16 protein-coding genes are annotated in these 14,509 nt (G+C 70.9%); 15 read left to right on the top strand and 1 reads right to left on the bottom strand.

The annotated features are described in order from the left end of the window. The first annotated feature begins 169 nt into the window (after window positions 1-169). Window positions 170-1,744 (top strand): signal recognition particle protein, encoded by a 1,575-nt coding sequence (ffh, locus tag ACFVS6_RS31620; RefSeq protein WP_389709245.1) that lies wholly within the window; start codon window positions 170-172, stop codon window positions 1,742-1,744. A 260-nt stretch (window positions 1,745-2,004) separates the two neighbouring features. After that, a complete protein-coding gene (gene ftsH / locus ACFVS6_RS31615; protein ID WP_389709314.1) occupies window positions 2,005-3,900 on the top strand; it encodes an ATP-dependent zinc metalloprotease FtsH in 1,896 nt (631 codons plus the stop codon). 54 nt (window positions 3,901-3,954) lie between these two features. Here the strand turns inward: ftsH and ACFVS6_RS31610 are convergent, their stop codons facing one another. Further along, a complete protein-coding gene (locus ACFVS6_RS31610) occupies window positions 3,955-4,635 on the bottom strand; it encodes a methyltransferase type 11 (protein WP_389709243.1) in 681 nt (226 codons plus the stop codon). A gap of 131 nt (window positions 4,636-4,766) precedes the next feature. Here ACFVS6_RS31610 and proS point away from each other — a divergent pair, with 131 nt between their 5' ends. The 13 genes from proS (at window position 4,767) to ACFVS6_RS31545 (ending at window position 14,448) form a co-directional block, all read left to right on the top strand. Further along, window positions 4,767-6,179, top strand: coding sequence for a proline--tRNA ligase (gene proS, locus ACFVS6_RS31605; protein ID WP_389709241.1), 1,413 nt, complete (start codon window positions 4,767-4,769; stop codon window positions 6,177-6,179). A 204-nt stretch (window positions 6,180-6,383) separates the two neighbouring features. Then, complete coding sequence (locus ACFVS6_RS31600) at window positions 6,384-6,983, top strand: hypothetical protein (protein WP_281206313.1); 600 nt, start codon at window positions 6,384-6,386, stop codon at window positions 6,981-6,983. A gap of 205 nt (window positions 6,984-7,188) precedes the next feature. After that, entirely contained in the window at window positions 7,189-7,629 is a 441-nt protein-coding gene (gene rpsP / locus ACFVS6_RS31595; protein WP_281206312.1) for a 30S ribosomal protein S16, read from the top strand. Window positions 7,630-7,631: 2 nt separating this feature from the next. Beyond that, a complete protein-coding gene (locus ACFVS6_RS31590) occupies window positions 7,632-7,871 on the top strand; it encodes an RNA-binding protein (protein ID WP_030011889.1) in 240 nt (79 codons plus the stop codon). 166 nt (window positions 7,872-8,037) lie between these two features. Further along, entirely contained in the window at window positions 8,038-8,607 is a 570-nt protein-coding gene (rimM, locus tag ACFVS6_RS31585; RefSeq protein WP_389709238.1) for a ribosome maturation factor RimM, read from the top strand. Continuing rightward, complete coding sequence (trmD, locus tag ACFVS6_RS31580; protein ID WP_389709236.1) at window positions 8,607-9,428, top strand: tRNA (guanosine(37)-N1)-methyltransferase TrmD; 822 nt, start codon at window positions 8,607-8,609, stop codon at window positions 9,426-9,428. Before rimM ends, trmD begins: the two co-directional genes overlap by 1 nt. 133 nt (window positions 9,429-9,561) lie before the next feature. Continuing rightward, the gene (gene rplS, locus ACFVS6_RS31575) at window positions 9,562-9,912 is read left to right on the top strand and encodes a 50S ribosomal protein L19 (RefSeq protein WP_030227407.1); all 351 of its coding nucleotides are present in this window, start codon (window positions 9,562-9,564) and stop codon (window positions 9,910-9,912) included. Window positions 9,913-9,956: 44 nt separating this feature from the next. Beyond that, the gene (lepB, locus tag ACFVS6_RS31570) at window positions 9,957-10,694 is read left to right on the top strand and encodes a signal peptidase I (RefSeq protein ID WP_389709234.1); all 738 of its coding nucleotides are present in this window, start codon (window positions 9,957-9,959) and stop codon (window positions 10,692-10,694) included. A 310-nt stretch (window positions 10,695-11,004) separates the two neighbouring features. After that, entirely contained in the window at window positions 11,005-11,718 is a 714-nt protein-coding gene (gene lepB, locus ACFVS6_RS31565) for a signal peptidase I (protein WP_389709232.1), read from the top strand. A 113-nt stretch (window positions 11,719-11,831) separates the two neighbouring features. After that, the gene (gene lepB, locus ACFVS6_RS31560; protein WP_389709230.1) at window positions 11,832-12,728 is read left to right on the top strand and encodes a signal peptidase I; all 897 of its coding nucleotides are present in this window, start codon (window positions 11,832-11,834) and stop codon (window positions 12,726-12,728) included. Between the two features lie 44 nt (window positions 12,729-12,772). After that, window positions 12,773-13,555, top strand: a complete 783-nt coding sequence (gene lepB / locus ACFVS6_RS31555) for a signal peptidase I (RefSeq protein ID WP_389709228.1) — start codon at window positions 12,773-12,775, stop codon at window positions 13,553-13,555. 61 nt (window positions 13,556-13,616) lie between these two features. Further along, complete coding sequence (locus tag ACFVS6_RS31550; protein ID WP_389709312.1) at window positions 13,617-14,084, top strand: NUDIX hydrolase; 468 nt, start codon at window positions 13,617-13,619, stop codon at window positions 14,082-14,084. Between the two features lie 55 nt (window positions 14,085-14,139). Beyond that, complete coding sequence (locus tag ACFVS6_RS31545) at window positions 14,140-14,448, top strand: DUF2469 domain-containing protein (RefSeq protein ID WP_281206306.1); 309 nt, start codon at window positions 14,140-14,142, stop codon at window positions 14,446-14,448. The last annotated feature ends 61 nt before the right edge of the window (window positions 14,449-14,509 follow it).

Here is a 14,509-nt window from a genome sequence, read left to right as displayed (position 1 = left end):
CGTTCCCCGTCCGCGGTCCGTCGCCGTGCTCCCCGGACGGTGAACGGGGCGGGACGGGGGAGGAAAGGGGACGGGAAAGGCAATGGCGCCCGCAGGGCCGGGCAGGCGGCGCGGCCCGATACCCTGGGGGACGACCACCACGCCCCCGACCCGAGGAATCGCGACCACCGTGTTCGATACGCTTTCCGACCGCCTCAGCGCGACCTTCAAGTCCCTCCGGGGCAAAGGCCGCCTCTCCGAGCAGGACATCGACGCTGCGGCGCGGGAAATCCGTATCGCCCTCCTTGAGGCCGACGTCGCGCTCCCCGTGGTCCGCTCCTTCATCGCGAACGTCAAGGAAAGGGCCCGTGGCGAGGAGGTCAGCAAGGCGCTGAACCCCGGCCAGCAGGTCCTGAAGATCGTCAACGACGAGCTGGTGGGCATCCTCGGCGGTGAGACCCGCCGACTGCGCTTCGCCAAGACCGCGCCCACGGTGATCATGCTCGCCGGCCTCCAGGGTGCCGGTAAGACCACCCTCGCCGGAAAGCTCGGCCTCTGGCTGAAGGGGCAGGGCCACTCCCCGCTCCTCGTGGCGTGCGACCTCCAGCGTCCCAACGCCGTCAACCAGCTCTCCGTCGTCGCCGAGCGCGCGGGCGTCGCGGTCTACGCGCCCCAGCCGGGCAACGGCGTCGGCGACCCGGTGCAGGTCGCGAAGGACTCCGTCGAGTACGCGCGCAACAAGCAGTTCGACATCGTGATCGTCGACACCGCCGGCCGCCTCGGCATCGACGAGGAGCTGATGCGGCAGGCCGCGGACATCCGCGACGCCGTCAGCCCCGACGAGATCCTCTTCGTCGTCGACGCCATGATCGGACAGGACGCGGTCAACACCGCCGAGGCCTTCCGCGACGGCGTCGGCTTCGACGGCGTGGTGCTCTCCAAGCTCGACGGTGACGCCCGCGGTGGCGCCGCGCTCTCCATCGCGCACGTCACGGGCAAGCAGATCATGTTCGCCTCGAACGGCGAGAAGCTCGACGAGTTCGACGCCTTCCACCCGGACCGCATGGCGGGCCGGATCCTCGACATGGGTGACATGCTCACCCTCATCGAGCAGGCCGAGAAGACCTTCTCGCAGGCCGAGGCCGAGAAGATGGCGGCCAAGCTCGCCAAGGGTCCCAAGGAGTTCACGCTCGACGACTTCCTGGCCCAGATGGAGCAGGTCCGCAAGATGGGCTCCATCTCCAAGCTCCTCGGCATGCTGCCGGGCATGGGGCAGATCAAGGACCAGATCAACAACATCGACGAGCGCGACGTCGACCGCACCGCCGCGATCATCAAGTCGATGACCCCGGCCGAGCGCCACGACCCGCACATCATCAACGGCTCCCGCCGCGCCCGCATCGCCAAGGGCTCCGGCGTCGAGGTCAGCGCCGTCAAGAGCCTCGTCGAGCGCTTCTTCGAGGCCCGCAAGATGATGTCCCGCATGGCCCAGGGCGGCGGCATGCCCGGCATGCCGGGCATCCCGGGCATGGGCGGCGGCCCCGGCCGGCAGAAGAAGCAGATCAAGCAGGCCAAGGGCAAGCGCAAGAGCGGCAACCCGATGAAGCGCAAGGAAGAGGAGGCCGCAGCCGCGGCCCGGCGCGAGCAGGGTCCCCAGGCGGACGAGCCGGCCGCGGCCGGCAACCCGTTCGGGCTCCCCGCGGGCGGCGGCCAGGCCGGCCAGGACTTCGACCTGCCGGACGAGTTCAAGAAGTTCATGAAGTAGGGCGCACGCCACGCACGTCGGGGAGGGCCCCGGCCGCAGGAGACCGACGAGGTCGCCCGGCCGGGGCCCTCCCCCCGTTCTTCCGGGGTTCCCCACCCGCGACCTGCGGGGGCGATGATCACGTTTGTCCCTTATCGTCGGCCGGGAGGACGGCATAAGGAGGCCCCGTGCCCAGCCCCACCCCCGTACCGCCGCGCGACCGGGCCGACACGCCCTGGCGTTCCGAGGGCGCGCCGCCCTCCCCGCCGCCCCGCAAGAAGATGCCCGGCGGCTGGCGCGGACTGATCCTCGCCGCCCTGATCGTCTACCTCATCACCAACCTCGTCCTGTCGTTCTTCAACGAGGGCGACGAGCCGGTCATCTCCTACACGGAGTTCAGCAAGCAGGTCACCAACGGCAACGTCTCGAAGATCTACTCCAAGGGCGACGCCATCCAGGGCGAACTCAAGGCGAAACAGCCCCTGCCCGACGGGGACAAGGGCGACTACACCAAGTTCGTCACGCAGCGCCCCGCCTTCGCCGACGACGCCCTGTGGGCCGACCTCACCAAGCAGAACGTGACCGTGACCGCCTCACCGGTCGTCGTCCAGCGCAGCTTCCTCGCCAACCTGCTGATCTCCCTCGCCCCGATGCTCCTGCTGGTCCTGCTGTGGGTGCTCATCGCCCGCCGGATGGGCGCCGCGATGGGCGGCGCGGGCGGCCTGGGCCGCAAGGCCCCGCCCAAACCCGTGGAACTGGAGGGCGCGCAGCGCACCACCTTCGAGGACGTGGCCGGGATCGACGAGGTCGAGGGCGAACTCAACGACGTCGTCGACTTCCTCAAGAACCCGCAGCAGTACCGGAGGATGGGCGCCCGGATGCCCGGCGGAGTCCTGCTCTCCGGCCCTCCCGGAACCGGAAAGACCCTGCTGGCCCGGGCCGTCGCCGGCGAGGCCGGGGTGCCCTTCTTCTCCGCCTCCGCCTCCGAGTTCATCGAGATGATCGTCGGCGTCGGCGCCTCCCGGGTCCGCGAACTCTTCGCCGAGGCCCGCAAGGTGGCCCCCGCGATCATCTTCATCGACGAGATCGACACCATCGGCCGGGCCCGGGGCGCGGGCGCGGGCATGGGCGGCCACGACGAACGGGAACAGACCCTGAACCAGATCCTCACCGAGATGGACGGGTTCTCCGGATCCGAGGGCGTCGTCGTCCTCGCCGCCACCAACCGGGCCGACGTCCTCGACCCCGCCCTGACCCGCCCCGGCCGCTTCGACCGGACCGTGGTCGTCTCCCCGCCCGACCGCCCCGGCCGCGAGGCCATCCTGCGCATCCACACCCGGGACATCCCGCTCGCCCCGGACGTGGACCTCGACCGGGTGGCCCGCAGCACCCCCGGCATGACCGGCGCCGAACTGGCCAACCTCGCCAACGAGGGCGCGCTGCTCGCCGTCAAACGCGGCCAGGACGCGGTGACCGCGGCCGACCTCTCCGACGCGCTGGAGAAGGTCCAACTGGGCGCCGAGCGCTCCCTGGTCATGCCGGAGGAGGAGCGCCGCCGCACGGCCTACCACGAGAGCGGGCACGCCCTCCTGGGCATGCTCCAGCCGGGTGCCGACCCCGTCCGCAAGATCACCATCGTCCCGCGCGGCCGTGCGCTCGGCGTCACGCTCTCCACCCCGGACGCCGACCGCTACGCCTACACCGAGGAGTACCTCCGCGGCCGGATCATCGGGGCCCTCGGCGGCATGGCCGCCGAACACGTCGTCTACGACGTCATCACCACGGGCTCGGAGAGCGACCTCGAACAGGTCACCAACATCGCCCGCGGCATGGCCGGCCGCTGGGGCATGAGCGAACGCGTAGGCCGCCTCACCGCGATCCCCTCCGACGGCCAGAGCCCCTACGGACTCGCCGCCGCCCCCGCCACCCTCGACGCGGTCGACCACGAGATGCGGCGGATCGTCGACGAGTGCTACGAGGACGCCTGCCGGCTGCTGCGCGAGCACCGCCCCCAGCTCGACGACCTCGCGCGGGCCCTGCTGGCCGCCGAAACCCTCGACGAGGCGGCGGCGTACGCGGCCGCCGGCATCCCGCGCCTCACCAAGGACCACGACCCGTCGGAGGGCGCGGCCCGAACGGACGCAACGGACGCCGCCGACGCCGACGACTCCGACTGACCGGATCCGGTCCGGTTCCCGCTCCCGACGGGAGCCGGAACCGGAACGCCCGCGTTAGGCCACGCGGGCGACGACGTACCGGAAGATGTTCGGCAGCCAGACGGCGCCGTCGCCCCGCTCGAAGGGGTGAAGCGCCTCCGACAGCTCCTTCTCCGCGAGCGCCGGATCGGCCGCGCCGTCGTACAACCCCGTCGACAGCAGACCGCGTACGGCGCTGTCCACGTCCGCGTACCCGAAGGGGCAGAACACCCGCCCCGAGCCGTCCGGCACCAGCCCGGCCCGGGCCGCCATGGTGTCCAGGTCCCGCCCCACCGGGCCGCCGCCCAGCACCGCGGGCACCGTGCACCGCTCCGGCGGGCCCCAGTCGGCCAGCACCACGGCCCCGCCCCGCCGGACCCCGGGCAGCGCCGTGGCCAGCGCCCCCGGGGACGGCGAGAAGGCCAGCAGGACGTCGTAGGGCCGTGCGGCGGGCACCGGGGGATCCGCCACCACCTCCAGCAGTCGTTCCCGGGCCAGCGCCCGGCGCGCCGGATCCGCCTCCACACCCGTGGCGGCGGCGCCCCGCCCCGCGGCCAGCAGCAGGGGCAGACCCGCCCCACAGCCGAGGCCCAGCAGCCGGTCACCCGGCCCGACCTCCAGCCGGTCGTAGACCGCTTCGTAGAGCGGTACCAGCATCCGTTCCTGGATCTCAGCCCAGTCCCGGGCGACGAGCGTCGCCGTCGGCGTCGGTGTCATCGAAAGAGCGCTCCTGATTCCGTATCGCCCCCTTGCCCCCGTTGCCAGGGAACTCCCCATTCGCCCCCGCGTCCAGAGGAGCGCGCCACCCGATTCACGCTCGGCGCGCGCGGCGCCGTACCATTCGCGCCATGGCAAAGGCACCCGTTCTCACCCCGCAGGCGGAGGATTTCCCCCGCTGGTACCAGGATCTGATCAACAAGGCCGAGCTGGCCGACAACGGTCCGGTCCGCGGCACCATGGTCATCCGACCGTACGGCTACGGCCTGTGGGAGCGGATGCAGCAGGAGATGGACGCGCGGATCAAGGACGCGGGCGCCCAGAACGCGTACTTCCCGCTCTTCATCCCGCAGTCCTACCTGACGAAGGAAGCGGAGCACGTCGAGGGCTTCGCCCCCGAGCTCGCGGTCGTCACGCACGGCGGCGGCAAGGAGCTCGACGAGCCGGTCGTCGTCCGGCCCACCTCCGAGACGATCATCAACGACTACTTCTCCAAGTGGGTCCAGAGCTACCGCGACCTGCCCCTGCTGATCAACCAGTGGGCCAACGTGGTCCGCTGGGAGATGCGCCCCCGGGTGTTCCTCCGTACGAGCGAGTTCCTCTGGCAGGAGGGCCACACGGCCCACGCCACCTACGAGGACGCCCGCGACTACGCGGCGCGGATCCACACGGACGTCTACGGCGACTTCATGAAGAACGTCCTCGGCATCGACGTCGTCCTCGGCCGCAAGACCGCCAAGGAGCGCTTCGCCGGAGCCATCAACACCCTCACCCTCGAAGGCATGATGGGTGACGGCAAGGCCCTCCAGCTGGGCACCAGCCACGAGCTGGGCACCAACTTCGCCAAGGCCTTCAACACGCAGTACCTGTCGAAGGAAGGCAAGCAGGAGCTCGTCTGGCAGACCTCCTGGGGCGTCTCCACCCGCATGGTCGGCGGCCTGATCATGTCCCACGGCGACGACAACGGCCTGCGGGTCCCGCCGCGCCTGGCCCACGTCCAGGTCGTCGTCATGGCGATCAAGGGCGACGAGGCCGTGGCCAAGGTCCGCGAGCTGGGCGCCCAGCTCAAGGCCGCCGGACTGCGGGTGTTCGTCGACGACCGCGTCGACACCCCCTTCGGCCGCCGCGCAGTGGACTGGGAGCTCAAGGGCGTACCGGTCCGCATCGAGATCGGCCCCCGCGACCTGGAGGCCGGTACCGCGATGCTGGCCCGCCGCATCCCGGGCGGGAAGACCCCGGTGCAGATCGACGCGCTCGCCGACCTGCTGCCCAAGGTGCTGGACGAGGACCAGGCGCAGCTCCTGCGCGAGTCCCGCGAGCGCCGCGAGTCCCGCACGTCGGACGTCGCGACCATCGAGGAGGCCGCCGAGGCCGCCATCGCCGGTGGCTGGGCGCGCATCCCGTGGGCCGACCTGGGCCCCGAGGGCGAGGCCAAGCTCGCCGAGCAGGCCGTCTCCGTACGCTGCCTGATCGCCCCGGACGGGTCGGTTCCGGCGACGGACGACGCCCCGGGTACGCTCGCCATCGTCGCGCGCTCGTACTGAGTTCCAGGGCCACGCCCCCGGCGTGCGGCTTCGGCCGCGCACCGGGGGCGTGGCCGTCTTTGGTCCTCGTTACGTACCGACTCCTCCTGAGATCGACGCACCCGTCCTCCTCCGGACGCATGAGGCTGAACTGACTGGTACGTGCAAAAAATTTGGAATGGCCCGGAATCGGAACACCGGGGCACCCCGGCTCGTTGTCACGACGTGAGCACGACACCACCTGTTCTCGCCGCAGAGCTGGCGCAGGCGTGGGCCGACATTCAGCGGTACCACCCCGAGCTGCCTGACCTTGCCGCGCCCGAGTCCCTGATCGGAGAGTCCTCGTCCGCCTGCGGCGCCGAGCTCTCCTTCGAGCGACTGCTGCACGAGGCAGTCCACGGCATCGCAGCCGCCCGCGGAGTCCGGGACACCTCCCGGGCCGGCCGCTACCACAACCGCAGATTCCTCGCGATCGCCGAGGAGATGGGGCTGGACCACTCCGAGGAGCCGCACGCCAGCAGCGGCTTCTCCCTGGTCTCGCTCAATCCCGAGGCGAAGAAGCGCTACCGCCCCACCATCGAGCGGCTCCAGCGCGCCCTCAAGGCACACACGGTCGCCACCGCGGCCGACACCAAGCGCAGCTTCCGCGGCCCCGCCGCCCGCCACGGTTCCTCCGGCGGCGGCGTACGGGTCAAGGCGGTCTGCGACTGCGGGCGCAACGTACGCGTGGTCCCGTCGGTGCTGGCCCAGGCGCCGATCGTGTGCGGCGGCTGCATGAAGCCGTTCCGCATCCCGGACGTGGTCGTCACCGCGGCCGCCTCGTAACGGCCCGGGGCGGCTCCGGGCCGGGTCGGCGCGCCTCTCGCGGGCGAGCGTGCCGCAGGCGTATGGCACAATGGCTAGCTGTACTCGACAGTCGCATAGGACCCCTCTCTCCTCCGGCTGACGCGTCCATCGGGCACCCGAGTACCGCAACCCCACGTGGCATCTCATGTGCCCAACCACGTCAAGTTCAGGAGACACCACTCCAGTGGCAGTCAAGATCAAGCTCAAGCGCCTCGGCAAGATTCGCCAGCCGCACTACCGCATCGTCGTCGCCGACGCCCGTACCCGTCGGGACGGTCGCGCGATCGAAGAGATCGGTATCTACCACCCGACGTACAACCCGTCGCGCATCGAGGTCAACGCCGAGCGTGCGCAGTACTGGCTGTCGGTCGGCGCCCAGCCCACCGAGGCCGTGCTCGCCATCCTGAAGCTGACCGGTGACTGGCAGGCGCACAAGGGCCTCCCGGCCCCCGCGCCGCTGCTGCAGCCGGAGACCAAGGAAAGCAAGCGTCGTACCTTCGACGAGTTCGCCAAGGCCCTTGAGGGCATCGGCGAGACCAAGGGCGAGGCCATCACGCAGAAGGCTAAGAAGGCCGACAAGAAGGCGGACGAGGCTGAGGCCGCCGCCGAGTCGACCGAGGCCTGAGCATGCTCGAGGAGGCTCTTGAGCACCTCGTGAAGGGCATTGTGGACAACCCCGACGAAGTGCAGGTCGCCTCGCGCAACCTGCGCCGCGGGCAGGTGCTCGAGGTCCGGGTCCACCCGGATGACCTCGGAAAGGTGATCGGCCGCAACGGCCGCACCGCACGTGCCCTGCGTACCGTCGTGGGTGCCATCGGCGGACGGGGCATCCGCGTCGACCTCGTCGACGTGGACCAGGTCCGCTGAGAAGTTGAATCACCGGCACGGGCCGGGGAGGGCGTTCGTCGCCCACCCCGGCCCGAGTCGTTTCCGCCCGCGGGCGGAGTCACCATTGACCTGAGAAGCCACGACGGAGAGGTACACCTCCGCGGGAGCGGCGGCGGGTCGGCCGCGAAATGGAGAGGGACAGACAGTGGAGCTGGTAGTCGCGCGGATCGGCCGCGCCCACGGGATCAAGGGTGAGGTCACCGTCGAGGTACGGACCGACGAGCCCGAGCTGCGGCTCGGGCCGGGCGCCGTCCTGCGGACCGAACCGGCGTCGGCGGGTCCGCTGACCATCGAGACGGGCCGGGTCCACAGCGGCCGGCTCCTCCTCCGCTTCGCCGGCGTCAAGGACCGCACCGGCGCCGAGGCGCTGCGCAACATCCTCCTCATCGCCGAGGTCGATCCGGCGGAGCTGCCGGAGGAACCCGACGAGTACTACGACCACCAGCTGATGGACCTGGACGTCGTGCTCGCCGACGGAACCCCCGTCGGCCGCATCACCGAGATCTCCCACCTGCCCTCGCAGGACCTCTTCATCGTCGAACGCCCCGACGGCACCGAGGTGATGATCCCCTTCGTCGAGGAGATCGTCGCCGAGATCGACCTGGACGAGCAGCGCTGCGTCATCACCCCGCCGCCCGGGCTGATCGACGACCGCGCCGAGATCGCCTCCGCGCGTGACGCCGAGGCCGACGCGAACGCCGAGGGCGCTGCCTGATGCGGCTGGACGTCGTCACGATCTTTCCCGAGTACCTCGAACCGCTGAACGTCTCCCTCGTCGGCAAGGCGCGGGCCCGCGGACAGCTCGACGTACACGTCCACGACCTGCGGGACTGGACGTACGACCGGCACAACACGGTCGACGACACCCCGTACGGCGGCGGCCCCGGCATGGTCATGAAGACCGACCCGTGGGGCGAGGCGCTCGACACGGCACTGGCCGACGGCTACGAGTCCGGGGCGCACGGCCCGGTCCTGGTCGTCCCCACCCCCAGCGGTCGGCCCTTCACCCAGGAACTCGCCGTCGAGCTGTCCGAGCGCCCCTGGCTGATCTTCACGCCGGCCCGGTACGAGGGCATCGACCGCCGCGTCATGGACGAGTACGCGACGCGCCTGCCGGTCTACGAGGTGTCCATCGGGGACTACGTCCTGGCCGGCGGCGAGGCCGCCGTCCTGGTCGTGACCGAGGCCGTGGCCCGGCTGCTGCCCGGAGTGCTGGGCAACGCCGAATCGCACCGCGACGACTCCTTCGCGCCCGGCGAGATGGCCAACCTGCTCGAAGGCCCCGTGTACACCAAGCCCCCGGAGTGGCGCGGGCGCGGCATCCCCGAGGTGCTGCTCAGCGGCCACCACGGGAAGATCGCCCGCTGGCGCCGGGACGAGGCGTTCCGCCGCACCGCGCGGAACCGCCCGGACCTGATCGAGCGCTGCGAGGCCGCCGCCTTCGACAAGAAGGACCGCGAGATCCTGAGCATCCTGGGCTGGAAGCCGACCGCCGACGGCCGATTTTGGCGCAGGCCCGCCGCCGTGGAAGAATAGGCGGCTGTTGTGTGCTCGCAGGCGCCCCTGCCACAGGGGGACCGTCGTCGGCGACGTGACACGACTCCCGAATTCTCTACGGAAATCCGCACCGGCGACCTGTGGCGTCGTGCGAAGAAAGCAGACGAACTCCATGTCTCACCTGCTCGATGGCGTCAACGCCGCCTCGCTGCGCACCGACGTCCCGGCCTTCCGCCCGGGTGACACGATCAACGTGCACGTCCGCGTGATCGAGGGCAACCGCTCCCGTATCCAGCAGTTCAAGGGTGTAGTCATCCGTCGCCAGGGCTCTGGCGTCTCCGAGACCTTCACCGTCCGCAAGGTCTCCTTCAGCGTCGGCGTGGAGCGTACCTTCCCGGTCCACTCCCCGATCTTCGAGAAGATCGAGCTCGTCACCCGCGGTGACGTGCGTCGCGCCAAGCTGTACTTCCTCCGTGAGCTCCGCGGCAAGGCCGCGAAGATCAAGGAGAAGCGCGACCGCTGATCTCCGCTCCGGATCCAGTGGGCGGCCGGATAGGCTCGCCTGCGATGGACACCGAAGCAGATCTCACACAGCGCGGCCGCTCCGTCCCCGAGAAGGGGGCGGAGGGGTCGCGTTCTGTGTTTTCGGGGGTTCGGGCCTGGCGGCGTGCCGGGCTGCTCGGCGTGATCTGCGCCGTCTTCCTGCTGCTGCTCGGGAACTTCGTCGTCCAGCCCTTCCTGATCCCGAGCCACTCGATGGAACCGACGCTCCGGGTCGGCGACCGGCTCCTGGTCAACAAGCTGGCGTACCGGTTCGGCGACGAGCCGCGGCGCGGGGACGTGGTGGTCTTCGACGGCACCGGGTCCTTCGTGCGGGAACGCGCCGAGGGCAACCCGGTCGGCGAGATCCTGCGCGGCGCCGGATCGGCGCTCGGGCTGGCCCAGCCGCCCGACACCGACTTCGTGAAGCGGGTCGTGGGCGTCGGCGGCGACGACGTCGTGTGCTGCGACGCGGGCGGCCGGATCCAGGTCAACGGCGTCACGCTCGACGAGCCGTACCTCTTTCCCGGTGACACACCCTCGAAGGTGCCCTTCCGCATCGTCGTGCCACTGGGCACCCTGTGGGTGATGGGTGACCACCGGTCCCAGTCCCGGGACTCGCGCGACCACCTCGGTGAGCCGGGCGGGGGGATGGTGCCGGTGGAGAAGGTGATCGGGCGGGCCGACTGGATCGGTTGGCCCGTTTCGCGCTGGGGTTCCGTGGCGGGCGCCGGCGACGGGCCGGGCGGTGGCCCGCATGGGTAGCCGGGGGCGCCCGAAGGGCGGACGCAAGCCGGGATCGCGGTCGCAGGACCCCGCGGAGACCCCCTCCGGGCGGACGGCCCGCAAGCCGAAGCTCCCTTCCGGACGGACGGACTTCGGCGCGTGGCGCGGCATCGGCATGGAATCGGACGCCGCGGGGGCGGGGCCCGGACGGAAGCCGGACACCGGTTCGGGTTCGGGGTCGGGGTCGGCTTCTGGTTCCGGTTCCGGTTCCGGTTCGGGTGAGGGCGGAAGCAGGGCTGAGCGGCGGCGGGTGGCGCGGCGGGTCCGGCGGCGCCGGCGTACCCGCCGGGTGGGCGAACTGCCGCTGCTCGTGGTGGTCGCGCTGTGCATCGCCCTGGTGCTCAAGACCTTCCTGGTACAGGCCTTCTTCATCCCCTCCGGATCGATGGAACAGACGATCCGGATCGGCGACCGCGTCCTCGTGGACAAGCTGACGCCGTGGTTCGGCTCCGAGGTCCAGCGCGGGGACGTCGTCGTCTTCGAGGACCCCGGTGGCTGGCTGAAGGGGGAGGCGGCCAGGCCGCCCAAGGACCCGGCCGGGATCAAGCAGATCAAGGAGACCCTGACCTTCATCGGCCTGTTGCCGTCCGCCGACGAGCAGGACCTGATCAAGCGGGTCATCGGCGTGGGCGGCGACACCGTGAAGTGCTGCGACGACCGGGGCCGCGTGACCGTCAACGGCGCGCCGCTCGATGAGCCGTACGTGTCACCGGGCAACGCCCCCTCGGAGATCCAATTCGAGGTGAAGGTGCCGGCCGGACGGCTGTTCGTCATGGGCGACCACCGGGCCAACTCGGCCGACTCCCGGTTCCACCTGGACGAGGCGTTCGAGGGCACGATCGACGTGGAGAAGGTGGTCGGGGAGGCCGTGGTGATCGCCTGGCCCTTCGACCACTGGCGCAGGCTGGAGCAGCCGGCGACCTTCCTCACCGTGCCCGACCAGGCCCGGCGGGGCCGGCGGCGCGGGCCGGGCGGGCGCCGTGCGGGCACGCCGTTCGCATAGTGTGTCCTTGGTCTCCCGCGCCTTAGGGAACTCCCGCTCGTTAAGGGAGGGGAGGGCCCGTTTTCCCTTTGGAGCGGGCCGTGATTCTCGATTGAGGAGTGGATGTGGGGGATGTGGCAGTAGGCGCACGATCCGGACGCGACGAGGGCGAGGAGCGGCCGGACGACGCCGTCGAGCGCGAGGCCGAGGAGGACGCCGCAGAGGAGAGCCCGCAGCGTTCCTTCTGGAAGGAGCTGCCGCTCCTGATCGGTATCGCCCTGCTGCTGGCCCTGCTGATCAAGACGTTCCTGGTCCAGGCCTTCTCGATCCCGTCCGACTCGATGCAGAACACGCTGCAGCGGGGCGACCGGGTCCTCGTGGACAAGCTGACCCCGTGGTTCGGCTCGGAGCCCGAGCGTGGCGAGGTCGTCGTCTTCCACGACCCCGCGGACTGGCTGTCCGACCAGCCCACGCCGGAGCCGAACTTCGCGCAGAAGGCCCTCAGTTGGATCGGCCTCATGCCGTCCGCCGAGGAGAAGGACCTGATCAAGCGGACCATCGCCATCGGCGGGGACACGGTGTCGTGCAAGAAGGGCGGACCGGTCGTCGTCAACGGCAAGGAGCTCGACGAGCCGTACATCTTCCCCGGCAACAGCCCGTGCGACGACGCCCCCTTCGGGCCGATCAAGGTGCCCAAGGGCAAGATCTGGGTGATGGGTGACCACCGCCAGAACTCCCGGGACTCCCGCTGGCACATGCAGGACTCCACCCAGGGCTTCGTGCCGGTCGACAAGGTCGTCGGGCGCGCCGTGGTCGTCGCCTGGCCGGTCACCCGCTGGTCCACGCTGCCGATCCCGGAAACCTTCGACCAGCCCGGCATCGGCAACCAGGCCGCGGCGACCGCCCTCGGCCTCGGAGCCGCCGGACTGGCGCCCGTCGGGCTCGGCCCGGCCGCCCTCGGCCTCGCCGGGGCCGTACCGCTGGTGCTGTGGCGCCGGCGGAGGCTGACCAAGGGGCGTACCGCCCGGTAGGGTGCCGCCCAGGTCGACGATCTCCGAGGTGTGGGGGCGCTGCAATGGGCGGAACGCAGGCGAGCGGTACACGTATACGTGGTGGCAAGGATGGCCGCGGCGGTCTTGGCAACACGTTGTCGGGACTGGCCGTGGCCATCGGTTTTGTGCTCTTCCTCGGAGGGTTCGTATGGGGCGCGATCGTGTACCAGCCGTACACCGTGCCGACGGACTCGATGGTTCCGACGGTCAACCCCGGCAACCGGGTACTCGCCCAGCGGATCGACGGCGCCGAGGTGAGGCGCGGGGACGTGGTCGTCTTCAAGGACGCCCAGTGGAGCGATTCGCCCATGGTCAAGCGGGTCGTCGCGGTCGGCGGCGACACCGTGTCCTGCTGCGGCAAGGGCGGCCGGCTGACCGTGAACGGCAAGGAGCTGAACGAGGACTACCTGGCCCCCGCGCAGACCGACCCGGCGGCCGTGGCCGCCGGGACGGCGTCCGGGACCCCGTTCGAGGTGAAGGTGCCCGAGGGCAACCTCTTCCTGCTCGGTGACCGGCGCGGGGCCTCCCTGGACTCGCGGGCCCACCTCACCGAGGCCGGGCAGGGGACCGTGCCCCGCTCCGCGGTGACGGCGCGCGTCGACGCGCTGGCGTGGCCGTCGATGAGGATGCTGGACCCGGCCGACACCTACGCGGACCTGCCCGGCGGCATCTCGCAGCCCGGGCCGCTGCGGCTCCAGGTGACCGCGGTGGTGGCCGGAGCGGCGCTGGTGCTGCTGGGCGCCGCGTACGGGCCCCTGGCACGCCTTCGGGGGCGCGGCCGGCGGGAGCGTTCCGGTGGCCGCTGACCGGGCCGCTACGGAGCCGGGCGCGGGGCCGGGCGCGGAGCCGGGGCGGGAGCCCCGGAAGGTGTCCCGGGTGGTCCTGCTCGACCCCGCGGACCGGATCCTGCTGCTCCACGGATTCGAACCGGGGGACCCTTCCGACACCTGGTGGTTCACCCCCGGCGGCGGGCTGGAGGGGACCGAGACCAGGGAGGAGGCCGCGCTGCGGGAGCTCGCCGAGGAAACCGGGATCACCGAGGTGGACCTGGGGCCGGTGCTGTGGCGCAGGTACTGCGCCTTCCCCTTCGACGGGCGGCGCTGGGAGCAGGACGAGTGGTACTTCCTCGCCCGCACCGCCCGGACCGAGACCGTGCTGGACGGCCTCACCGAACTGGAACGGCGCAGCGTCACGGGAGCGCGGTGGTGGACCTCCGAGGAACTGCTGTCGGCGCGTGAGACGGTGTACCCGACCAGACTCGCCGAGCTGCTCCGCACACTGCTCGACGACGGCCCTCCGGGTGCTCCGGTGGTCCTGGCCCCGGAAATCGTTTAGGGGCACGGGGTGCCGGCGCACAATAGGGGGACGCACGGCTGAAGGGGAACATGCCATGAGTGCCGAGGACCTCGAGAAGTACGAGACCGAGATGGAGCTGAAGCTCTATCGGGAGTACCGCGACGTCGTCGGGCTGTTCAAGTACGTGATCGAAACCGAACGCCGGTTCTACCTCACCAACGACTACGAGATGCAGGTGCACTCGGTTCAGGGGGAGGTCTTCTTCGAGGTCTCGATGGCGGACGCCTGGGTCTGGGACATGTACCGGCCGGCCAGGTTCGTCAAGCAGGTCAGGGTGCTGACCTTCAAGGACGTGAACATCGAGGAGCTCAACAAGACCGACCTGGAGCTGCCGGGGGCCTGATCCGCGGCCTGATCCATGGCCTCCGGGGTTCGGCGGGGCGACATGGTTCCCCCGGGGGAGT

Origin of the sequence: Streptomyces sp. NPDC057939, assembly GCF_042887545.1 — a bacterium.
GTDB lineage: Bacteria > Actinomycetota > Actinomycetes > Streptomycetales > Streptomycetaceae > Streptomyces.
Note: the sequence above shows the minus strand (reverse complement) of the source record. Positions and strands in the feature narration are given on the sequence as shown.